The 25,365-nt window shown below is 50.2% G+C and carries 12 protein-coding genes; 10 read left to right on the top strand and 2 right to left on the bottom strand.

The window, feature by feature from the left end:
• The first annotated feature begins 17 nt into the window (after positions 1–17).
• Positions 18–3,782: a DNA-directed RNA polymerase subunit beta gene (rpoB, locus tag R3B84_12355; protein ID MEZ6141354.1), complete on the top strand. Its 3,765-nt coding sequence runs from the start codon at positions 18–20 to the stop codon at positions 3,780–3,782.
• 166 nt (positions 3,783–3,948) lie between these two features.
• Complete coding sequence (locus R3B84_12360) at positions 3,949–8,514, top strand: DNA-directed RNA polymerase subunit beta' (protein MEZ6141355.1); 4,566 nt, start codon at positions 3,949–3,951, stop codon at positions 8,512–8,514.
• 96 nt (positions 8,515–8,610) lie between these two features.
• Here R3B84_12360 and R3B84_12365 read toward each other — a convergent pair whose 3' ends face one another.
• Positions 8,611–9,390 (bottom strand): hypothetical protein, encoded by a 780-nt coding sequence (locus tag R3B84_12365; GenBank protein ID MEZ6141356.1) that lies wholly within the window; start codon positions 9,388–9,390, stop codon positions 8,611–8,613.
• Between the two features lie 140 nt (positions 9,391–9,530).
• Between R3B84_12365 and R3B84_12370 the strand changes: the two genes are divergently transcribed.
• The 6 genes from R3B84_12370 (at position 9,531) to R3B84_12395 (ending at position 22,008) form a co-directional block, all read left to right on the top strand.
• The gene (locus tag R3B84_12370; protein MEZ6141357.1) at positions 9,531–12,023 is read left to right on the top strand and encodes a DUF3656 domain-containing protein; all 2,493 of its coding nucleotides are present in this window, start codon (positions 9,531–9,533) and stop codon (positions 12,021–12,023) included.
• A 147-nt stretch (positions 12,024–12,170) separates the two neighbouring features.
• Complete coding sequence (locus R3B84_12375) at positions 12,171–15,419, top strand: DUF1553 domain-containing protein (protein ID MEZ6141358.1); 3,249 nt, start codon at positions 12,171–12,173, stop codon at positions 15,417–15,419.
• Positions 15,420–15,433: 14 nt separating this feature from the next.
• On the top strand, positions 15,434–16,888 hold the full coding sequence (locus tag R3B84_12380) for a DUF1501 domain-containing protein (GenBank protein MEZ6141359.1): 1,455 nt from the start codon (positions 15,434–15,436) through the stop codon (positions 16,886–16,888).
• On the top strand, positions 16,885–18,600 hold the full coding sequence (locus R3B84_12385; protein ID MEZ6141360.1) for a serine/threonine-protein kinase: 1,716 nt from the start codon (positions 16,885–16,887) through the stop codon (positions 18,598–18,600). The genes R3B84_12380 and R3B84_12385 overlap by 4 nt, the downstream gene beginning before the upstream one ends.
• A 219-nt stretch (positions 18,601–18,819) precedes the next feature.
• A complete protein-coding gene (locus tag R3B84_12390) occupies positions 18,820–21,090 on the top strand; it encodes a TolC family protein (protein ID MEZ6141361.1) in 2,271 nt (756 codons plus the stop codon).
• Between the two features lie 3 nt (positions 21,091–21,093).
• Complete coding sequence (locus tag R3B84_12395; GenBank protein MEZ6141362.1) at positions 21,094–22,008, top strand: ATP-grasp domain-containing protein; 915 nt, start codon at positions 21,094–21,096, stop codon at positions 22,006–22,008.
• 63 nt (positions 22,009–22,071) lie between these two features.
• Here R3B84_12395 and R3B84_12400 read toward each other — a convergent pair whose 3' ends face one another.
• A complete protein-coding gene (locus R3B84_12400) occupies positions 22,072–23,022 on the bottom strand; it encodes a hypothetical protein (protein ID MEZ6141363.1) in 951 nt (316 codons plus the stop codon).
• A gap of 204 nt (positions 23,023–23,226) precedes the next feature.
• Here R3B84_12400 and R3B84_12405 point away from each other — a divergent pair, with 204 nt between their 5' ends.
• The gene (locus R3B84_12405) at positions 23,227–24,084 is read left to right on the top strand and encodes a DUF1571 domain-containing protein (protein ID MEZ6141364.1); all 858 of its coding nucleotides are present in this window, start codon (positions 23,227–23,229) and stop codon (positions 24,082–24,084) included.
• Between the two features lie 142 nt (positions 24,085–24,226).
• Positions 24,227–25,348, top strand: coding sequence for a PP2C family protein-serine/threonine phosphatase (locus R3B84_12410; GenBank protein MEZ6141365.1), 1,122 nt, complete (start codon positions 24,227–24,229; stop codon positions 25,346–25,348).
• Positions 25,349–25,365 lie beyond the last annotated feature (17 nt).

Consider the following 25,365-nt stretch of genomic DNA (forward strand, 5'->3'; position numbering starts at 1 on the left):
CGGGAGACCTTTCGGCTATGGCCATCCCAGCTAACAGAACGATTATTCCAACCAAAGTTCGGAAATTCAACCGCGTGGGTGACGCTGTCAGTGTCCCACCGCTTACGGAAATCCAGACCAGTGCTTATGATCGCTTTTTGCAACTCGACATACCGTCGAACAAACGCACCCATACCGGCTTGGAAGGCGTTTTGCAAGAAGTTTTTCCCATCGAAAGCTACGACAAGAAAATCCAGTTGGAATACGTCAAGTATGAACTGGGCAAGCCACGCTTCGAGCCGGATGAGTGCCGCCAATTGCGCGTAACGTATGGCCGCCCATTCAAAGTACAGTTGCGTTTGCGTAAATCCGATGGCACCACCCTGGAAGAAGAAGTGTTTCTGGGCGACATGCCCATCATGATTGGCGGGGGCGAATTTATAATCAACGGTGCCGAGCGTGTCGTTGTTTCCCAGCTTCACCGCTCCCCAGGCGTGGACTTCGTGCAGACCATCGACGGTGACCTGACCCTGCACACCTGCCGGATTATTCCTGAGCGAGGATCCTGGATTGAAATCAATGTCACCAAGAAGCAAACTCTTGGTGTCAAAATCGACCAATCGGGTAAATTCAGTGCCATTACCTTGCTTCGCGCGATGGATCCGGAATATTCATCCAGCGCAGCAATCCTTCGGCAGTTTTATACACCGGAAAAGATTAAAGTGACCGCTGGTCCTTCGCGGGTGAAGTTGGTGGGTGATCCGGAAACGGAACAGCCACCGATGGTGGCTGATGATGATGTGATCGATCCGGAAACCGGTGAAGTTTACATCAACGCTGGCGAAGTTTTCACCAATGAAATCGTTGACCGAATTGTCGCTTCCACCATTAAAGAACTGACGGCACTCGCCCCACCGAAAGATTCGCTGATCCTGGAATCGATCAAGGAAGATGGTACCGAATCCCACGAAGCGGCTTTGCTGAAAATCTTTGGCAAACTGCGACCTGGGAATCCCGCCCAGCTCGAAAAAGCCAAAGAGCTGTTTCGAGAAAAGTTTCTCGATTCCAACCGTTACCGACTGGGTCGCGTGGGGCGTTTTCGCGTTAATCGGAAGTTCGATCAGAATGTTCCTGAAACCGAAATGACACTGCGTGCAGTCGACTTTGTGAACGCAATTCGCTATATCCTGAAGTTGCGTGAGCAGGACAAAACCAAAGAAGATGAAGCCCACTTCAACGTGGACGACATCGACCACCTGGGGAATCGTCGCCTGCGTACCATCGATGAACTCGCATGCGATGAACTGCGCAAAGGTTTCCTGAAGCTTCGTCGTACTGTTCAGGAACGGATGGCTTCCCGTGGGGAAGAAGAGCAGTCTCCCCGCTCGTTGATTAATCCGAAGAGTGTTTCTGCAGCCATTGAATACTTTTTTGGGCGAAGTGAATTATCGCAGGTAGTCGACCAGACCAACCCACTCTCTCAGTTGACCCACGAACGGCGACTTTCTGCCCTTGGACCTGGGGGTTTGAACCGGAAGCGTGCAGGTTTCGAAGTTCGAGACGTGCACCTGAGTCACTATGGACGTATTTGTCCGATTGAAACTCCTGAAGGAACGAACATCGGTTTGATTTCCAGCCTCTCGATTTATTCCCGGATCGATGAGTACGGTTTTTTGATCACACCTTACCGCACCGTAAATCAACGGAAGCTTTCCGAAGAAGTGCGTTGGGTGCGTGCCGATGAAGAATCCGAATTGAATATTGCATCTGCCGATGATACCAAGTTCGATGGGGATGAAATTGATGCCCAGCGAGTGAACGGTCGTCACGGTGGTGATCTCTGCCAGTTGAATGCCGAAGATGTTGAATACATTGACGTCTCACCTAAACAGATGGTGGGTGTTTCTGCCGGTCTGATTCCGTTCCTGGAACACGATGATGCCAACCGGGCATTAATGGGTTCCAACATGCAGCGTCAGGCGGTGCCACTGCTGGTGCCCGAACCACCGTTAGTGGCCACCGGCATGGAAACGGAAGTGGCTCAGAACTCCGGCATGATTGTGAAAGCAAAGCGTGCTGGAACAGTCACTTACGTCGATTCATGTCGTATTAAAATTGACGAAGACGAATACGTCATGCGGAAATTCGTCGGTTTGAACGAACGCACCTGTCAGAACCAGAAACCCCTGGTTCGTGTGGGTGATAAAGTGAAAGCCAACCAGATTATTGCCGATGGTGCCGCCATCAAAAATGGTGAACTCGCACTGGGACGGAACATTCTGGTCGCCTTCATGTCGTGGGAAGGCTACAACTTCGAAGATGCAATCATCATTTCCGAACGGTTGGTGAAGAACGATACCTACACTTCGATTCACATTGAAGAATTCGATATCGAAATTCGCGAAACAAAACTTGGGAAAGAAGTGTTTACCCGCGATATTCCAAACGTTTCTTCGAAGGCACTGGCCCATCTCGATGAGCATGGCATTGTGCAGGTGGGAACGTTTGTCAAGCCAGGTGACATTCTGGTAGGCAAAGTTTCGCCGAAATCTCGTTCAGAACTGACACCCGAAGAAAAATTGCTGCATGCAATTTTCGGCCGTTCAGGCGAAGATGTAAAGAATGATTCGCTGGAAGTGCCATCGGGCATCGAAGGGATTGTGATTGATACCCAGCGATTCAGCCGCACTACATCGATGACGGAAGCTGAGCGAAAAGCGCACGATAAACAGAAAACAGAAATTGAAAACCGTTACGGCAAAATGATTGCGGAACAGTTTCAGGCGTTTATCAATGAACTGGCCGAACTGCTGGGTCGAAAGAAAGCCGAACTGAAAGACCCCACCACTGGTAAAGCATTTGGAGACGACAAAGAGAAAGACGTTGTCATTGCCAGCCAGGCAATCGCGTTCAAACTGGACATGATTGATATTCGTTCTCCGGAAAAAGAGAAGAAAGCTAAAGAAATCTGGAAGCGTTACAGCGACCGGATTACTGTTGCAGTAGATGAGCAGGAACGGCGGATGAATTCGCTGAACCGTGGCAATGAATTGCAGCCCGGCGTGCAGCAAATGGTCAAAGTGTACGTGGCCACCAAACGACAGATCTCTGTAGGTGACAAAATGGCTGGCCGCCACGGGAACAAGGGGGTTATTTCCAAGATCCTGCCTGAAGAAGACATGCCATTTCTGTCTGATGGCTCTCGCGTTGAGATTCTGCTGAACCCACTGGGCGTACCAAGCCGGATGAACGTGGGCCAGATTCTTGAAACCCACCTGGGCTATGCTGCAGCCAAACTGGACTTCAAGGCAATCACCCCCGTATTCGATGGTGCTACCGAAGAAGAAATCCAGCAGGCACTCAGCGAAGCAGGACTGAACGTTTCCGGCAAGTCGCGTCTCTTTGATGGACGGACGGGTGAACCACTTGACCAGGATGTCACCGTGGGCTACCTGTACATGCTGAAACTGCACCACCTGGTGGATGATAAGGTACATGCAAGAGCGACAGGCCCTTACTCGCTGATTACCCAGCAGCCTCTGGGTGGAAAAGCGAGGTTCGGTGGGCAGCGATTCGGTGAAATGGAAGTGTGGGCGCTTGAAGCATATGGTGCCGCCTACATTCTGCAGGAACTTCTGACTGTGAAATCGGACGATGTCGAAGGCCGTACCAAGATCTACGAATCGATGGTGAAAGGGGAAAATACTCTCGAAGCAGGAACGCCAGCCAGCTTCGATGTGCTTACCCACGAAATCCGTGGCTTGGGATTGAACATGCAACTGGAAAAGAAACGGGCGTTTTAAAGAATCAAGACCAGATCTTGATTTGAGCAATACGTCGCCAGTCAGCAAGTTGATCTGACTGGCTGAAAGTTTAGGAAGACGAACCACAGGATCCACCTTTGCCTCGATCGACCACGATGTGGTTGTATTGGCAGAGGGGACATTAGAAATAACTTCGGAGTACGAGATGAACGCTGGAATCCCGAATCAAGCGACTGCCAACGAGAACACTACTTACGACCGCATTAATGATTACAGTGCGGTCCGGATTAGTCTGGCCAGCACCCACGACATCCGAAGTTGGTCTTTTGGTGAGGTCAAACGACCGGAAACCATTAATTACCGCACATACCGACCGGAAAAGGAAGGTTTGTTCTGTGAGAAGATCTTTGGACCAGAAAAAGACTGGGAATGTACCTGCGGCAAATACCGCGGGATGAAATACAAAGGCATGGTCTGCGAGAAGTGTGGTGTGAAAGTAACCCACTCCCGCGTCCGCCGGAAACGGATGGGGCACATTGAGCTGGCCGCGCCAGTTGTGCACATCTGGTTCTTCAAAGCAATGCCCAGCCGCCTGGGTACCCTGCTCGATCTGAAAACCAGCACCCTGGAAAAAATTATCTACTTCCAGGAATATGTGGTTACCGATGCGGGCGACACACCATTGAAAGAGCGGCAGCTCCTCAACGATGATGAATATCACACCGCAATCGATACCTATGGTCATGGCAGTTTTGAAGCCGACATGGGTGCCGAAGCGATTCGCAAACTGCTGGAAAAGCTGAATCTGGTTGAACTTTCGGACGAATTGCGCAAGCGATTGTCCGATGAAGATGCCAAAGGCGACAAAGCCAGCAAGCAGCGTCAGAAAGAACTGGTCAAGCGACTGAAAGTGATTGAAAGTCTGCGGGACAGTTCCAACAAGCCAGAATGGCTGATTCTGGAATGTATCCCGGTAATCCCGCCGGATTTACGGCCTTTGGTACTGTTGGAAAGTGGCAACTTTGCAACAAGTGATTTGAACGATCTTTACCGCCGGATTATCAACCGGAACAACCGCTTACGCAAGCTGGTGGACCTGAATGCACCGGAAGTGATCATCCGTAACGAAAAACGGATGCTTCAGCAATCGGTGGATGCATTGTTTGATAATGGTCGGTGCAAGCGACCGGTACTGGGCAGCAGCAACCGTCCGCTGAAATCGCTGACCGATATGATTAAAGGGAAACAAGGTCGTTTCCGCGAAAACCTGCTTGGAAAACGGGTGGACTACTCGGCCCGTTCAGTAATTGTTGTGGGTCCCGAATTGAAACTGCACCAGTGTGGTCTGCCCAAAAAGATCGCTCTGGAACTCTTTCAGCCGTTCATTATTCGTCGGCTGAAAGAGCTGGGGCATGCAGATACGATCAAATCTGCCAAGAAAAAACTGGAGCATAAGGAAGATCAGGTCTGGGATATCCTGGCGGAAGTAACCAAATCGCACCCGGTACTGCTCAATCGTGCCCCCACCCTGCACCGGATGGGGATTCAGGCTTTTGAGCCAGTATTAATTGAAGGCAATGCAATTCGCTTGCATCCCTTGGTTTGTCGTGGTTTCAATGCTGACTTCGACGGTGACCAGATGGCAGTCCACTTGCCACTGTCGATCGAAGCGCAGGTGGAAGCTCACGTGTTGATGATGTCCACCAACAACATTTTCAGTCCGGCCAACGGCAACCCGATCATTACCCCATCTCAGGATATCGTGATGGGTTGTTTCTACCTCACTGCAGCCCGTGGGGAAGAAGGGGAAAAGGTCGAAGCGGGTGACGGGATGGTCTTCCATGATCCGCAGGAAGTGTTCAGCGCGTACCATCAGGGGAAACTGGGTGTTCATGCACGGATCCGCGTGCGGATCACGATGGGCTACGTAGAAGTAGCGGTTGCAGGTACTTCTCGTTTTCAGCCTGGCCAGCTGGTCCGCAAAGAAGAATTCGCGATCGAAGAGAACCGAATTCGCGATTTGCAGAAAAAAGAACCCACCCATGTGGTGCCAGTGGCAGGTAAGTTCCATGCCAAAAAGTTCATTAGTGAAGTACGTGCCGAAAAAGGGATGGTTGTTGAAGAGTTACCTCGCAAGAGCAGTGGTATCATTAACACCACCGTGGGGCGGGTGATCTTCAACCAGATTCTCCATCCGATCATGCCGTTCTATGATGTCTCTCTGTCCAGCAAGCAGTTGTCGCGGATTATTGCCGATTGCTATCAGTTGCTGGGTAGAAAAGCCACTATTGAGCTGCTCGACAACATGAAAGAGATTGGCTTCCATGAGTCGACTCGTTCCGGCCTGTCTTTTGCTGCCAGTGATTTGCGGACACCGGACAATAAAGAGTCGGTGATCAAAGAAAAAGAAAAAGTGGTAGAACGTCTGCGTCGTAACTATGAAAATGGAACGATTACGGAACAGGAGCGGTATAACAAAGTACTTGAAAACTGGGGTGCAGCTCGCGATGCGATTACCAGTGCCTTGATGGTTGCATTGGCAAATGATCGTCGGATGTACAACGGTGTTGAATTGCCTTATCTGAATCCGATCTTCCTGATGGCTACTTCGGGTGCCCGGGGTGGTACTGAGCAAATTCGGCAGTTGGCTGGTATCCGTGGTTTGATGGCGAAGCCATCTGGCGAAATTATCGAAACACCCATCAAGTCGAACTTTCGTGAGGGTCTGACGGTGCTGGAGTACTTCTCCAGTACGCACGGTGCCCGGAAAGGTCTCGCAGATACCGCATTGAAAACTGCAGACTCAGGTTACTTGACCAGAAAACTGGCCGATGTTGCCCAGAACGTTGTGGTAACGATGCACGACTGTGGCACCACCCAGGGAATATCCAAGGGAATCATCTTCAAGGGTGATGACATCGATCGTCCACTGTGGGAAGCAATTCGTGGTCGAACGAGCCGGAACGAAATCCGAGACCCGACAACGAAAGAGATTCTGGTTGCAGAAAATGAAGTGATCTCTGTTGCGAAAGCCCAGTTACTGGATCGTTTGGGGTTGGATAAAGTCAGCGTCCGCAGCACGATGACCTGTGCCGCCACACTAGGTGTCTGCCGTTTGTGCTACGGCATGGACCTTTCTACTGGTGCATTGGTGGAAGAGGGGATGGCTGTGGGGATTATTGCCGCACAGTCGATTGGTGAACCTGGTACCCAGTTGACGATGCGTACCTTCCACATTGGTGGGGTGAGTCGCACAGCTGTAGTTGACAGCGAACGGAAAACCAAGCGGGGTGGAACGGTAGTTCTGGAACGGATCAGCACGGTAGTTCATGAATCGAAAGACGCCGCAGGTGAAAAGCAGAAGAGAACATTGATTTTAAGTCGAACCGGCGAAATTCTGGTTTATAAAGACCGAAATGCCCCGCCACTGGAACGACATCCGGTCCCTTACGGTGCCGAACTGTTTGTGAATGATGGTGAAGAAGTAGGTGCAGGTACTGTGCTTTGTATCTGGGATCCCCACTCTGCACCAATTATTGCGGAAACCAACGGACAAGTGCACTTTGTGGACTTAAAAGAAGGGGAAACCGTTCGTCGCGAAAAAGATAATAGCGGTACCGAACGCCTCATTATCATGGAACACAAGGGGAACCTGCACCCTGCTGTTGAAATCCGAAACAAAAACGGCACGGTGGAAAAGAACTACTTCCTCCCACAAAAAGCCTATCTGGAAGTACGTAACAACCAGCCGATTACTGCTGGTACCGTGATCGCCAAAACTCCGAAGGAATTGACAGGTAACTCCGACATCGTGGGCGGTCTGCCTCGTGTGACGGAAATCTTCGAAGCTCGTTCACCTAAAGAAAGTGCAGTGATTTCGAAAGTCACCGGTAAACTTCGGATCGGCGAGCGTAAACGCGGCAAACAGCTGGTTTATGTCCAGCCAGAAGATGAAAAAGGCCGTCAGGTGGGCGGTGAAGTTCTGCACGAACTGCCACGTGGGCGCGACCTTCGCTTTACCGATGGTGAATACGTGCGGGCGGGCGATCCTCTGATCGCTGGTCCGCTGCGTCCCCACGATATTCTGGAAGTTTCCGGTATCGAAGCACTCCAGGATTACCTGGTCAATGAGGTGCAATTGGTTTATCGCAGCCAGAAAGTGGAAATTGATGATAAACACATTGAAATCATCGCAAACCAGATGCTTCGCAAAGTTAAAATCAAGGAAATGGGCGACACCAAACTGCTCCCGGGCAGCGTGATGGATCGCATGCAGTTCAAACAGGCAAACGACCGTTTGATGAATGAGTGCGTGAAGATCAAAGCGAAAGGTGCCTCCGTCTTTGAAGTGGGCAAGATCGTCAGCAAGGAAGAATACGAAGACGAATGTGCCCGCGTGGAAGCGGAAGGTGGCAAAAAGCCCACGTGGGAAGCACCGACACCTGCTACGTGTGATGTCGTACTACTGGGTATTACCAAGGCTTCGGTGCAATCCGAGAGCTTCATCAGTGCTGCTTCGTTCCAGGAAACGACCAAAGTGCTTACGGAAGCGGCACTTGCGGGCAAAGTGGATTATCTGGTCGGCTTGAAGGAAAACGTGATCCTGGGTCACTTGATTCCCGCCGGTACCGGTTTCAACATCCACCAGGATTCCATTGTCCGTGCCACTGGTTCTGAACCACTGGTGATCCCACCAGAAGAAATGCCCGTGGTGGCTCCTCCAACACCTGCACCAGCAGCACAGTTGGACGATGACGACGATGAAGATTAAAGTTTTCTCATCGCCCAATCTATTTAATTAGTTTTCTGTCTTCAAAGTGCACATTAAGCCCAGTCCCTTTTCTTTGAAGCCCAGTATAATTAACATCTATTCATTTTCTGACTTCGTATTTTGTTTCACTATCCAGGTGGCACCAAGTGCGATCAGTAGACAGCACGCAGTGGCAATGCCTGTAAGAATGAGAATTCGCTCATTATTCACAATCCGATATGCTACAGGTGGGGTTAAACTGCCAAACCAGTGCCAACTCAGAGCAATTGCCCCGCCAACGCAGGCCGTGCCAAAAGCTCGGCACACCCACACCACCCCTACGTGGCTGCGGCGATTCGCATGCCAGACACTGTAAGCCATAATTATCAAAGCACTTACAGCGAAAAATTTTACCAGAACCGTGCGTGCGGTCCAGGGTCGCACCCGTTCAGGAACTTGTGGCTGAAACCATCCAACCGTTAGCCAGATTGCAATAAATACTGCTCCCACGCCCAGGCTGCGATAGCCCCATTTCGCAGCCATGCCATCCACCCAGTGGGCATGGATCAGAAAAAACGCCCACACCAGCAGGTTGGCAATGGCCCCACATCGCAAGAGGTTTGCATCGCTGACTAATGGCAGTAACCATTCCGGAAACTGTTCTGCAAAGCCACGGCGGGCAATGTAACAGGAAAGTAACAGCAGAATCACGCTGAAACTTCCCCAGATCGCAACGGAAATACCACCCACTTTTGTTATTCGACGCAACGCAAGCAAACCGAAGATTCCGCAGAACATGGCACCACCCATGTGGTAGATCTGATAACTTGTGTAACCGATATTGAGGTAGGTGCCCAGATCGAACGCAGCCAGGGGGATTGAATTCGATATCTTCATTGTGCGTTCCGGTGCTTTTCTTTATTTCATTATTTTAGCAAATCAATCAGCCATCCTGAATTCCGCGAAAATCCGCTGATTTCAACAACTGAAAAGTAAGTACAATAACCAATTGGCGAAATTTCACTTCAGGAATTGTTGTGGCAGAAAATATCCTTCCAAAGATTGAGTTGTTAGCTCCCGCTGGGAATTGGGATGCCCTGCGTGCAGCCTGTGCCAATGGGGCAAATGCTGTCTATTTTGGGTTGGATCGGTTCAATGCACGCCACCGTGCCACCAATTTTTCCCTCGAAGAATTACCCAGTGTCATGGCATTTTTGCACCAGCGAAATGTGCTGGGATTTGTGACACTCAACACGTTAATTTTCAGCGATGAACTGGAAGATGTGCTGGAATACGCCCAGCAATTGCATGAAAATCATGTCGATGCCGTGATCGTGCAGGATGTGGGGCTGGCATGGCTACTTGCCGTTACATTTCCCAATCTACATGTCCATGCCTCTACCCAGATGACTTTGTCCGAGCGACGTGGGGTACAATTTGTGCACCAGCACCTGGGAATCCGAAGAGTTGTACTTGCTAGAGAGCTTTCCATTTCCGAAATTAGCAAAATCTCCCAGGATGCTCCCGAAGTGCCCACGGAAGTTTTTATTCATGGTGCGTTGTGTGTCGCTTATTCTGGCCAATGCCTGACCAGTGAGGCATTGGGCGGACGCAGTGCGAACCGTGGGCAATGTGCCCAGGCATGCCGCTTGCCATATGACATGCTGGTCGATGGAGAAGTTCGCGATCTGGGAGATCGGGCTTATTTGCTCAGCCCACAGGATCTGGCAGGCTACGATCAGGTGGCAGAACTGATCCAGGCGGGGGTGATCAGCTTCAAAATTGAGGGCCGTCTGAAAAGTGCTGAATACGTCGCTGCAACCACTTCAACTTACCGTTCGGCAATCGACCACGCCTGTCGCGATGAAAAGTTTCAATTATCCCCAGCCGCAAAACACGACCTAGACCTGACTTTTTCTCGTGGCTTTACCCCAGGGTTTCTGCATGGTCCGAAACATCAGGAACTGGTGGCAGGTCAATTTCCCAAAAGTCGGGGTGCGTTTGTGGGAACAACCATCCGCAAGTCCCAGCGTGGCATTGTAGTTCAGTTAAAAAATGATGAGAATTCTTTCCTGAAACCGGGCGCTGGCATCGTTTTCGATCTGGGCAAACCACAGGAAAAAGAACCAGGTGGGTATATTCAGAACATACGCAAACTAGGCGAAAATACTGTTGAAATCACCATTGAATCCCCTCATTTTGACCCAAAAACGGTACCTTTGGGTGCAAAAGTATGGCAAACTGCCGACCCGGAAGTTCGCAATCGCCTTCTGAGTACTTTTCAACAGGATATTCCCTATTACCGACTGCCGCTGGATTTTCACCTGCATGGTCGACTGGCCGGTGAGTTAACTCTCACCGCAACAACTCCTGATGCTACAGCTAGTTGCATGTGGGTAGGGCCACTCGAACCTGCACGTAACCAGCCCACCACCCAGGAGATGATTGTGCAACAGCTTTCTCGGTTGGGTGATACGCCCTACCAGCTAGGTGCGTGCACAACCGACCTGCCAGAACAGGTGATGGTGCCCAAAAGTGTACTAAACCAATTGCGGCGCGAGGTAATAGACAAAATTCAAAAATCTTCGCAAACTATTGCCAATAAAGAGGTTACGAAACCAGATTCATTACTGAAAGAAAAAAGATCCGAAATTTTTCAAAATTTAGGGAACAAAATTCCATCTGAATCGTCTTACTTATGTGTACACGTACGTACACTGGAGCAATTGCAGGCCGTGGTGGATCATCAACCTGCCACAGTCTACTGCGATTTTGAAGATGTCCGTCAATATCGCGAGGCCGTCTCCATCGCACGTGGGGCAAAGGTTCCAATTGGATTAGCAACATTGCGGATCATCAAACCAGGAGAAGAAGGTTTACTGAAAACGATCGCCCAACTGGAACCCGATTATGTTCTGATCAGGAATCTGGCCGGTCTTTCGTACTATCGCGAACATACTCCCCACCTGGCGTTAGTGGGCGATTTTTCGTTGAACATTGCCAACGAAATGACCGCTGCATTTTTCATGCAGCACGGTTTGACACGAATTGTGCCCAGCTACGACATGAACTGGGAGCAGTTTGCTGCCATGGCGAAGCGGTGCCCTCCAGAATGGCTGGAACCTGTCATCCACCAGCACATGCCAATGTTTCATATGGAACACTGCGTGTTCGCGGCGTTTTTATCCACAGGAAACGATTGGCGAGACTGTGGGCGGCCCTGCGACAGCCACCGATTGGATCTGCAGGATCGCACCGGGGCATTATTTCCGGTAACTCCAGACACAGGGTGCCGCAATACGGTGCACAATGCTGTTGCCCAGTCTGCTGCAGAATATGTCAGCCGCATGCAGGGCCTGGGCATCATAAGGTTTCGCATCGACCTGCTGCGAGAAAATGCAGCACAGTCTGTGGAACTGGTACGCACTTACCAGAAGGTATTATCAGGTGGCGACGGCCGCACCGTCTGGAAGCAGCTCCAGGCGATGAACCAACTCGGCGTCACCCGCGGCACGTTGAATTTATTGTGAGGAAACGACCGCTCTGACTTGAAAATCAATTGGACAGGTTTGTTTGGTGTCGGCTTGAAACTCTTTTTCATTAGGCATTTCAACTGGCAAAGCACGTCCGCATCAAGTAAAATAATCTAACCCCAAAAGAACTTTCGGAATCATTCCATGCATCGACTATTCTCCCACTTTTTTCTGATATCTCTGGTAACGATTGCTTCCATCAGCACCGTGCGTGCGGTGGATTTTAATCGAGAAATCAAACCAATCCTGGCAAAAAACTGCTACGCTTGCCATGGCCCGGATGATGAAAGCCGGGCAGCATCGTTGCGGCTGGATCAGTTTGCAGATGCCACGAAGGCCCGAAAGAAAGGTGCGGCGATTGTGCCCAAGGCACCAGATAAAAGTCGAATCATCCATCGTATTGATGATCAGAATGATCCCATGCCACCAGAGGAAACGGGTAATCACCTGACACCAAAAGAAATCCAATTATTGAAAGACTGGATTGCCAGTGGTGCAGAATATACCCCGCACTGGGCATTTGTGGCGCCGAAAAAGGCCGAGCCAATTACATTGAAAGATCCCAACTGGGCAGCAAACCCTGTTGATACTTTTGTGGGTCAGCAATTGGAAGAAGCTGGAATTCGACTTGGACCTCCAGAAGACCCAAATGTGTTGTTGCGACGGCTTAGCCTCGATATCCGAGGTATTCCCCCTTCTATTGAAGAACTGAATCAATTTGCTGCAGACAGTTCCCCTGATGCCTATGCAAAGATGGTGCAGCAGTTTCTTTCTTCACCACGTTATGGCGAACGCTGGGCACGCGTTTGGCTGGATCTGGCACGTTATGCCGATTCGGCGGGCTATGGTTCCGACCCACTTCGGCTGAACATGTGGCAGTACCGCGATTGGGTAATTCGTGCATTAAACGACAATCTTCCGTACGATCAACTGACTACCTGGCAACTGGCTGGGGACCTTTTGCCTGAACCTTCAATGGCACAGCGTGTAGCAACTGCTTTTCACCGCAATACGATGACCAACACCGAAGGTGGTACTGATGATGAAGAGTTTCGGATTGCTGCGGTAAAAGATCGTGTGGATACCACTTTCCAGGTGTGGATGGGCCTTTCTGTGGGCTGCGCCAAATGCCACAACCATAAATTTGATCCTGTCAGCCAGAAAGAATACTACCAACTGTTTGCAATCTTCAACCAGACTGCTGACGCCGACCGTGGCGATGAAAGCCCTCTGATGCCGGTCATTAGTGAAACAGATCGTACACTGATCGAGCAGATTGACCAGCAGGTTGCAGCAAAACAAACACAGTTAAAGGCACTAGCAAAGACGAAACAAGTCGATTTTGAACAGTGGCTTCAAAATTTTACTGCCTACACGCACAACCTGCCAAAATCAGCGCACTCCCCAAAACTGATGCCAACGCAGAACAAGCCAGTAATCACAATCATGAGTGGCCCACTTCAACAACTTGATGGAGTCGTGCTGCAACATTCTGAAAATGCAATAGTCAAATCGGTGGATTTGGAAACCGATCCTGTGGCTCAAAAAGTGAAAGCAAGAAAGTTACGGATTGAGATTCCCGCCAAAGGAACATTCCTATCACTGGCGGAAGTTCAGGTGCTTAGTGGTGGGAAGAATGTGGCATTGACAGGTACAGCAATGCAGTCCAGTACCGATTACGGTGGTGTGGCGAAACGGGCAATCGATGGAAATACTGATGGGACTTATACCAATAACTCAGTTTCCCACACGGCTCGAGATAATAACCCATGGTGGGAGGTTGCCTGGAATAACGATCAGGAAATTGATTCGATTACTGTCTGGAATCGCCTGGATGGGGTGGGAGATCGATTAGCACCTTATCGAATCAATCTGTATGATGGCAACAATAAAGTAATCTGGTCGAAAGATTTCACGAACGCACCCAATCCCAAGCAGGAAATTTCAGTTGCAAAGCAGAGTGGATTACAGGTTGCAGAAATTATACCTGGAAAGTATCTCAACCCACCACAGCCGAAGATTACAGTGGTGCTGTTTCAGCAACCACTGACGATTGTATCTGACAAGAATCTGACGATTCGTGTGCATGCAACAGGTGATCTTGCCAGCACTGTTTCGCCGTTGCAGAAATCAACTATTTCTACACGTCGAGCTTTGACTGTGGATCTTCGGAATGCAATAAATCTGGCACTAGCTCAGAAACATGCCCCAAGTATTACGTTGTTGCAAGACCACTTCCTTAAGAGTCTTCCAGAAGCAATTCAGATCACCAGTGAAATTGCTCGCCTGGAAGCCAGTAAGCCAAAACCTACGATGTTGCCCATCATGCAGGAATTGCCAAAGACAAAACAACGTACCACTAAGGTGATGGTAAAGGGCGACTTTATGAACCTGGGAGAAAAAGTAGAACCGGGTCTATTATCTGCTTTTCATCACACAGAACAAAAATCACCCACGCGGCTGGAGCTGGCACAATGGTTGACAGATCGCAATAATCCACTGACTGCACGAGTGGCAGTCAATCGGATCTGGGCAAAGATTTTTGGACAGGGTTTAGTGGTGACTGAGGAAGATTTTGGTAACCAGGGTGACCTGCCCACGCACCAGAAGCTTCTGGATTGGCTGGCAGTGGAATACTTCGATTCCGGCTGGGATACCAAGAAGCTCATTACTTTACTGGTTACGTCGAGCACTTACTGCCAATCTTCTCGGGTGGAGAATGATTTACAGGCGAAAGATCCAGACAACAAACTTTATTGGCGAAGCCCACGTTACCGGCTGGATGCAGAAACGGTGCGAGACCAGGCATTGGCACTTTCCGGATTGCTCAGCCAGAAAATTGGTGGGCCTTCTGTTTATCCTCCACAGCCGAATGGATTATGGCAGGCTGCATTCAATGGTCAGCGAAATTATCCGACTAGCATGGGAGAAGATCGATATCGACGTGGGCTTTATACAATCTGGCGTCGAACAATTCCCAACCCAGCAATGACTACCTTTGACGCACCCAGCCGTGAAATCTGTAGCGTACGTCGCATTCGAACCAACACACCATTGCAGGCATTTGTCACGTTGAATGATCCAGTATATGTTGAAGCTGCTTTGGGTATGGCAGTGAATATTCACGCTACTTCCAGCGATCCAAAAACCTGGATTCAGACGGCCTTGCAACAGACAACATCCCGCCCCGCAACGGAAGTTCAGACTGCTGCATTGCTGAAGTTATACACCACTGAACTGGAACGATTTTCGAAGGATGCCGAAGCCAGAAAAACATGGCTGAATCAGGCACCTGCTCATCTGCGTACAACAGCCGCAGATTCTGCTCAGATCGCTGCACTGGCACTGGTGTGTAACGTGGTTCTGAATCTCGATGCGGTACTCACACGATAAATAAGGAAATAATCATGAATCCACATATTGATTACACACAGTTTCACACCCGCAGACACTTGCTGGGAAGTGCCGCAGTTGGCATTGGGGGAATCGCTGCCGCCACATTGCTTGGCAAACAACTTCATGCTGAGGATGAACAGTCCAACAATCCGCTGGCACCCAGAAAGCCACATTATCCCGCTAAGGCAAAATCGGTCATCTACCTGCACATGTCTGGTGCACCACCACAGCAGGATACGTTTGATTACAAGCCCAAGCTGGTGAAGTTGAATATGAAACCATGTCCTGATGAATTTTTGAAGGACAGGCGGTTTGCTTTCATTAAAGGCCACCCCGTCTTGCTGGGAACACCGTACAAATTTGCCCAGCACGGCCAAAGTGGTGCCTGGGTCAGTGAGCATTTGCCGAATATCGCAAAACATGTTGACGACATGGCATTTTTGCGCGGGATGTATACCGATCAATTCAACCACGCACCAGCAGAGCTATATTTATTCACTGGTTCCCCACGCAATGGGAATGCGTCCATGGGCTCGTGGATCACGTATGGCCTGGGTACCACCAACCAGAACCTTCCCGGTTTTGTTGTGTTGATTTCTGGTGGTACTGATCCCACAGGTGGGAAAGCAGTCTGGAGCACAGGTTTCCTGCCCGGAGTATTTCAAGGTGTTCAGTGTCGCAGCGTGGGTGATCCCATTCTCTATGCCAACAATCCCTCTGGAGTTGATCGAGAAACCCGTCGTCGCACATTAGATGCACTGCAACAACTCAATCAACTCGAGTTGCAGGAGTATGGAGATCCAGAGACAAAAACACGTATCGAACAATACGAACTGGCATTTCGAATGCAGATGGCCGTGCCTGATGTGATGGATTTTAAATCTGAAACGAAACAGACACTTGAGATGTATGGTGCCCAACCGGGACAGGCGAGCTTTGCTAACAACTGCCTGCTGGCACGTCGCCTGATTGAACGTGGGGTGCGATTTGTGCAACTGTTCGACTGGGGCTGGGACATTCACGGAACGGGTAAAGGTGACGACTTAATGAACCACATGCCCAATAAGTGCAAACAGGTTGATCAGCCGATCGGTGCGTTGCTTGCCGATCTGAAACGAACAGGACTGCTCAAAGATACCCTCGTCGTATGGAGCGGCGAGTTCGGCAGAACTTCGATGAATGAGGCACGCGGGGGATCGAAGTTTCTCGGTCGCGACCACCATCCTAACTGCTTTACCACCTGGATGGCGGGTGCAGGCATTAAACCGGGTGTTTCTTATGGTGCTACCGATGAGCTTGGCTACGCGATTACGGAAGGAAAAACATCTGTACACGATTTTCAGGCAACGATTCTACATTTACTTGGTCTGGATCCCTGGAAATTCCGCTATCCCTACCTGGGTTTGCAGCAACGCCTAATTGGTCCAGAAGGAACATGTGAAATCCGTAAGGAAATCTTGTCGTGAGCAATCTTGTTTCTGTGGATGATCAATTGGCAGCGTTGCTGGAAGAAATGCTTGCCCAGCGAGATGCTGGCGTAGTGATCAATCTCGATGAATATGTGCAACGGCTTCCAGAACAGGAAGCAGAGATTCGCAGTCTGTGGGCGACAGCACAGTTTGCAGGTTTTTTTGCTGGCACCCTTTCGAGCCATGCCACAGGACAAACAGAACAAGTACAGGGTATACCAGAACGAGACAATATTCCCCAGCAATTATCGGGAGACTATCAGATCATCCGTGAACTCGGCACGGGTGGAATGGGTGTCGTCTATCTTGCTCGGCAGCGCTCTCTGGGAAGACTGGTCGCCTTGAAAATGATGCGGGATAATCGACTCTCTTCACCCACGGATCGTGCCAGATTTCGTGCGGAGGCCGCTGCAGTTGCCCAGTTGAAACACCCGAACATTGTTACCGTTTTTGAAGTGGGTGAACACCAGGGAATCCCCTGGATCGTCATGGAATATGTGGACGGTGTCACGCTTGGCAAACGATTGACACACGGGCCACTGCCACAACGCGAAGCGGCCCGCATTGTCAGCATGATAGCCAAAGCCCTTCAGCATGCCCACGAGATTGGGATCCTACACCGTGATTTGAAACCCAATAACATTCTGCTGCCAGTATTAACGCAAACCGAAGACTCTTCAACCTCTCCCACCAGTTCGGAAGTGCAGTCGATCAAAATTGTGGATTTTGGGTTGGCGAAACAGCTTTCTGTTACAGAAGGTACCACGCAGTGGCGAACGCAAACTGGTGCCATTGTGGGTACTCCCGGTTATATGTCGCCAGAACAGGCCCAAGGTAAACGCGAACTGACTGCTGCTGCGGATATCTATGCATTGGGTGCCATTCTGTATGAATGCCTGACTGGTCGCCCCCCATTTCAGGCAGCAACCCCGATTGATGCATTATTGATGGTGCTGGAACAGGAACCTGTACCACCACGATTGCTGACCAGTGGTATTGATCGGGAATTAGAACTGATCTGCATGAAATGTTTGCAGAAGATTCCCACCCACCGTTATCCGACAGCGGCAGCCCTGGCAAACGATCTGGATGCCTATCTGACTGGGGAGGCACTTTCTTCCCGCCCCAGTGGGGTACGCTATTTTTTGATGCGTCTGTTCAGCGAAACCCACCATGTCGATGTGTTGAAGAACTGGGGCTTGCTTTGGATCTGGCACAGCCTGGCAACATTTTTACTTTGCCTGCTCACCCAGGTAATGTACTGGCAGAATATCCGCAGCCATTCCGCCTATCTGATTCTCTGGACAGTCGGGTTAGTCACCTGGGGAACCATTCTCTGGAAACTTCGCCGGCGGGCAGGTCCGGTACTGTTTGTCGAGCGGCAAATTGCCCACGCCTGGGCAGCGGGGGTATGTGCCAGTATTGGCATGTTTATTATTGAAGTGCTGGAAAAGGCACCAGTTCTCAGTCTCTCACCTGCGATGGCGATTTCTGCAGGGATGGTCTTCGTTTTCAAAGCGGGCATCTTATCTGGTCGGTTTTATGTTACGGCAATCACCATGTTTGCCACAGCTGCTGTCATGCCGCTGTTTCCCAACTTTAACATTCTCCTGTTTGGAATTTCCACTGCACTCTGTTTTCTGATTCCCGGTCTGAAGTATTATCGCATTCAGCGTAACTTACCCAAACTTACCCTGAGGTCCGGCTAAATCGGAATCTCACATGAATGAATAGTAAAATTTTTCCTCATTTTGCCGTCACATCCACAAAACAGCCTTGCGTTATTCCTTGTAATCGGTTAACTAGCCCCCCAGCACATCCCACTGGGGGATTCTGTACGTTCCCGTGCAGGATAAAGTGGCATGTGCCAGGGAAGCGTTAGAGGGATTACCTTTTTTCGCGACCAATCATCGAGGGGGTAAATTCTTATGTTGCGCTGGAAAGTTATGCGCTGGAAAAAACTGGTGCTGGTAGCGTTGGGCGTGGTTGTACCGTCCAGCGGTTGTGTTCGGCCCCTGTTTATGACACCGGAAACACAACACCTGGCACTTTCGACTCCACTGCCGGAAAATTTGGCAACAGATCCCCAGGTAGCCACTGCGCCTGATGTTTCTGGTCACTTACCACCGCCGACGGTGCTGGATGCCAAAGCGACTCCCAGACCAATTACTCTGGCAGAAGCATTCGCAATCGGCGTCGAGCAAGGCAGCACTGGTTCCCAGGGTAGTAGCACACTAGCCGGGCTTGGCACTGGTACCGCACGCTTCGGTCAACTGTTCTCCGACGAACTGGTAACATTCAATGGTCGAGGTGTGGGTGGGGATGATGCTATCCGCGCCTTTGCCCTGGACCCTGCAATCGCTGCGGCAGACATTGAAGGTGCACTGGCGAAGTTTGATACCCAGTTTTTTGCCAGTATGAACTGGCAGAAGCGGGATCAACTGGTTGCGAATATTTTCAATAACTTCAATAACGGTGATCTGGCTCAGTTTACCAGCGGGTTGTACAAACCGTTGCCCACGGGTGGTATGGCAGGGATTACCTTCAATACCAATTACACGCGGATTGCCACGGTACCGCAAGGATTCGCGGTTATTAATCCGTCGTATCAGCCAGAACTGCTGGTTCGATTCGAACAGCCTTTACTGCGCAACTTCGGTGTGGATATTAACCAATTGCTGCCCCAGCATCCAGGCAGTGTTTCTTTCCCACAATCCAGACCTTCGGGTGGGCGGGCAGAAGGGATTCTGATCACCCGGATGCGGACGGATCAGTCGAAAGCTCAGTTCGAGCGTTCGCTGAACTTTATGCTGCTGAATATTGAAAACGCTTACTGGCAGTTGTACTCCGCATATTTCGCCAAATACGCTGCGGAAATTGGTCTGTATCAGGCAGGGATTACACTGGATCTTTTCGGCAAACGGAAGGATGCTGGTTTTGCAGCCCGACAGGATGTGGCACAGACCCAGGCTCAGTTCGAAAATTTCCGTGGGCAGTACGTCAATGCACTGCAACAGGTACTCGCGACCGAACGACAACTGCGAGGTCTTTTGGGTATGCCATTAACTGATGGCACCCGGCTGATTCCTGCGGATAGCCCGAACATCACCCCGTTTAAGCCTGATTGGAGTTCGGCACTCGCAGAAGCGATGAACTTACGACCAGAGTTGGCGATGGCCCGCAATGAGTTAAAGATCCAACAACTCAGTGTGCTGGTTCAGGAAAATGCCACCCGGCCTGACCTGCGGTTCTTTGCCAACTATGGCATCAATGGTAACGGTCCAAGCCTTGACGGTCCTGCATTCCTGAATGTGGCTAATCCGTTACCAGGTGGATCACCGATTGCTCCCAACAACGCATTCGGGAACATGTTTCAGAACCGTTTCCAGAACTGGGAACTGGGTTTGCGATTTGAACAGGCAATTGGAGCACGTGATGCCCACGCTGCTTTGATGGCAACGAAGCTGAATTTAGCCCGCAGTCACATTGTCCTGCGGAACCAGGAACGGAAAGCAGAATTCCAACTTGGCGGGGTGCTGCAGGAACTCACCCAGTCTTATGAACAGATTAAAATCCAACGTGCACGGCGGAAAGCACTGCAGGAACAGTTGCAGGCTCAAACCGAGCGGATTGAAATTGGTCGTGAATCGCTGATTGTACTGTTACAAAACCAAATTGATTTTGTGAATGCGATTCAGCAGGAACACCAGGCGATTGCCAACTACAATATTGCACTGGCGGGGTGGCAATATTCGAAGGGAACCATCCAGCAATTTAACAACATTACGATTGCGGAAGGTGCCCTGCCCAGTGCTGTAGCGGAACGTGCCGCAGACCATTTTGCAGCACAGGCAGCGGGGATCAAATTACGGGAAAGACAAGGTGGCTTACCCAGTCCTGAGTCTTTTGTCGCACCCAGCGTGGCTGGGTTGGCTGACCAACCTGTGTTACCCGATCTGATGAATGGCGGGATGGTACCTCCAGACAAACTGCCGATGGCACCCGGATCCACCGATTTGATTCCGCCCGCACCCGGTGTGCCGAAGGACCCCAAGCCAATGGAGAAGAAAACTTCTCCATTGCTGATGCAGCCACGCGAATCGAACATGAGCGGGACGGTACCTTTGCCACCACCGCCAGCGTACGTGCCAGCGATTCCAAACCAGAACTTTCCTGTGACCACCAATCCCGGACGATAAGTAATGAAAGTGTTCGTTTATGAACACATTACTGCCAGCATTTCTTTCCAGCCAAATCAGGCAGAATCGTCTCTCTATCGTGAAGGCATGATCATGCGGGACACGTTAGTGGGACTTATCCAGCAACTTGGCTACACAGTCCGCATTGCCTACCATTCAGAAGATTTTCTTACTGCCTGTCAGTGGGCAGATCTTACCCTGGTGATTGCACCTGAAACAGATGGTATCCTTGGCAACTTCTGCGAAACAGCCCGCCAGCATTGTCCAATCCTGCTGAATTGTGGTGCAACAGCGATATCGCTTTCTACCGATAAGTGGGCAATGTACCAGCATTGGCTGCACCAGCAGGTGCCCACGCCCCGAACCTGGCTGGGTTCCCAGTGGCAGCCACAGCCTGGTACATTCATCCATAAACCACGTGATGGTGCGGGCTCGCAGGATACTTTTCTTGTGGGGACAGAGCAGGAAAAGCAATTCACTTCTGCGGATCTGATTCAGGAATTCCATCCGGGAGTCCCTGCCAGCGTCACTTTTCTAGCAGGGCCAAGTGGAAAATTTGCACTTTTGGCGGGTAAGCAATTGATTGAACCTGAGACTTTTGCTTACCTGGGTGGCGAGATGCCGCTTGGGGGAAAGCTCGGTGAACGTGCCACAAAGATTGCACAGCGTGCAATTGAAAGTGTCCCTGGTTTGCTTGGACTGATTGGTGTTGACGTGATATTAGGTGAAGATGGTGAGGATGTGGTCATTGAAATCAATCCCCGCCTGACAACATCCATTGTGGGGCTGGCTGCACTTTCGGAAACCAATCTTTTCGCACAAATATTGGCGGTTGCCCGTGGTCAGGATACCCAGTTTTCATGGAAATCTCAAAAATTGCGATTTTCACCTACTGGGAAATGCGAATTCTTTATCTGATTTGCAGTGATCAAGGCTGATCATCTAAGAGATTTGGAAAAGGCATAACGGTCCTGAATTAGATTAGAAACGCCATTCCACACCCACGGAAAAAGTTGCCAGCCAGAGACTGTTCGCAATCAGCTCATCTGGTCGAGCCATCTCGCTGTAGTATTGAAAATTGATTCCCAAGGAGCATCGAACACCATCGCCCAGCCCATAGCTGGTGCGGAAACCAACTTCTGGGATGTAAATCAATCCTGAATCGGTAACCCGAACGCCATTTGTTGTCCAGGACCGGTCGTTATGCCCCACACCCACTTTGAAGAGAAATCCCGCACCATACGGGCCAAAATTCCAATCAGTCAGAATACCCATTTCGCCTGCATAAATGATGTTTAATGCTTTGCGCTGGGTATAACTGGCAGCTGCTGTGGTTTTCGCCGATTCGGTAATCCAGCCAAATCGCCCACCAATCAGACCGTAAACTCGTGTGCGATCCAACGTACCTAACTGAGTCAAATACTGCGGATCTGCTGTAACTACGGTGAGTGGGGAGCTGACAAAACCGATTCCAGGTATCAACGCCTCTTCGATATTGCGAACACCTGTCAATGTCAGTAGCAACCCCTCACTACGATCTGGTCCCAGCCAATACCCAATATCTGTGGTGCCACCCAGCAGTTGATCGCGATCGATCCCGTTTCCAAGCCCTTCCGCGAAACCATAAATAAACCGTAACGATCCCCACAGCCCGGTAGTGGGCTGACAATTTGATTTTTGCCAATGCACAGCATTATCTGCAGGTTCACCCACAACCGGTGCATCCACCCACGTTGGTGTCGGTGGGGCATTCTCCAGCGGCACTACAGGCATGGTGGTACCCGGCTGAAAAATTGGTACCCGAGGTGGGTATTCATTCATCGGCTGTGGCTGGCCGAGTGTAGGCGGGGGTAATTGCCCCGTCCCGATTTGTGCAACTAGTGACTGGCCGGAGAGCACCAGGAACGTTGCAAGGATAGCGAAATTTTGCATAGTTCGTGCCCCACTGAATCGAATAAAAGGATTTTGCTGGTTGCCCACAGAACTTTCTTCGGAAAATTCACAAGAAAACTCTAGCCGATTTCATTGTGATCCGAATTGAAATTGGTTAGTCTGTACGTGAGGTGTGAGTTGCCAAAAACATTAGAAATGCTTCATGTTTTCTGCTAAAATGGCTCTACACAATGGGGTGATTAGATGAAAAGGGCAATCCTGGTTGTTTCTTCCTTATTGGTACTTGGTGCAATCCCACTGTTTCTGGCATATGCCCCATTTCGCCACTTGTTTGTGGGAGATCCTCAGGCGACCGGTGCTGCGGACAAAGACATTCAAAAGATCGACCGCAATAATTTGCCCCCGGAAAATACAGCAGTCGATTTTGAAGATTTGTGCCGCACGAAGCCATTGGCAGCGGTGCAGGAATCGCTGGCGACTTACGAACGGACCGTTCAAACTTTTCGGTGTAACTTTGTAAAACAGGAATTCCTGAATAACACGCTTCGCCCCACCGAGAAAATTCGGTGCGAATTTCGTGAAGAACCATTTTCTGTCACGATGACATGGCTGGAAAATCCCGGACGTGCCGCCCACATGATCTTTGTACATGGCGAAAATGAGGACCAGTTACTTGCAGTGCCAGCCAGCAAAACCCAGCGGTTTCTGACCGGTGGTTTTGTGAAACGCTCTCCTTACGACAAAGAAGTGATGCAGGCTGCCCGGAACCCAGTGACCAAATTTGGTATTCGTGGCATGACCCGCGGTTTGCTGGAACAGTGGGACGCTACAAATGGTAATTATGAACTGAATTACATGGGTTTAGCCGAAATTCCTGAACTTCCAGGTCGAAAAGTACATGCCTTTCACTATCGCCCTGGGGTGCCTGAAGGTGAAGAACAGATTACCGAAAAGAAGATCTATTTTGATTCTGAATGGAAAATTCTCGTGGGGCTGGTGCTGCACTCCAACGAACAGTTGATTGCACGCTACTTCTATCAGGAACTGGAAATCAACCCAATGTTGCCGGAAGATACGTTCCAAATCAAAAGATTCAAATAGATATACGATAGTTAATGCAGGCAATCGTTTGAATCATCTGTGTGGTTGACGTTTTCTCTATCATATCCCAATTCGAAATCTACCAGAGGTGTGCGTGGCAACCCTGTCACGAATATTGTTTGTTTCGTCCAATCCGAGTTCCATGTTGGAGCAGGATCTGGCAGCCAATGGGTTTCAGGTTGATTTGAAATCCCCCACTGGCATCCATCCGGATTCTCTCCCCGCCTATCAGTGTGTGGTGTTTGATGCGGTGCGTGGCAATCTGGCCACAGTGCAGGCGTTATCTCGTCGCTGGCGGATTGAATTGGGCGATCACTATCTGCCGATTATTGTGGTGCTGGATTCCGGTTTGGCCCCCACCACAGTCCTGGAATCCGGTGCAGATGCTGTTGTACCTGCGGGCAGTTCTACGATCGACCTGATTGCCCAGATCAATGCACTCTCTCGCGTGGGCTATCTCTGCCAGCGTTTGGCATTGAAAGCGAACGAGGCTACCCAACTCAATCAGAAACTCCATAACACGTACCAGCGTGTTGAAAGTAACCTGATGTTGGAACGTCGGGTGCACCGAGAAGTGCTGTCGGTTGATGAATGGGAAAACGATGCCGTCAGCTGTGCAAGCTTTCAACGGCTACGCTCGCGTCATGGGGGCGACTTTTTTTCGATTCAACAGGTGGCACCCGACCAGGTTTGCTTCTTAATTGGCGATTCCATGGGCCGCACGAATCCTTCAGGTTACCTGATTAATCTGCTGGTGGTGGCAATATTCCGAAAAATACTGGAAACTAAGAAGTTTCAACAGCCACTGGAACCCACAGATCTGAAAGAGATTCTTCAGGCGATTAATCGGGACATCGTCGGTTTGCAATCACCAGAGCCAGTGATCCTGTCCATGCTTGCCCTGACGCTGGATGTTGCTTCTCGGCGGTTGGTTCTCATTCGTGCTGGTCATCCCCATCCATTTCTGGTAACTGCTTCAGGCACGACAGAATACTGGAATAGTGGTGGCAGTTTTCTAGGGATATTCGAAGCTCGCTTCGATATCAGCGAAAAAAAGGTGGCACCCGGAGATCGGATTTTTTTGTTTACGGACGGATTTCTGAACAAACCAGAAGACGGAAAGCAGGATCGCTTGCCAGTAATTGCCAGCGATACTCAACATGAAACCATTGTGCAATCCGTACAATCGATTGGCAAACAGTTTGTAGAGCATTGTCGACCTTACGAAGATTTCACGTTGGTGGGCATCGAAGTGAAGAGGTAACTTTTCCTGATAGGGTC

The organism is Zavarzinella sp., from assembly GCA_041399155.1.
In the GTDB taxonomy this organism is placed as follows: Bacteria; Planctomycetota; Planctomycetia; order Gemmatales; family Gemmataceae; genus JAWKTI01.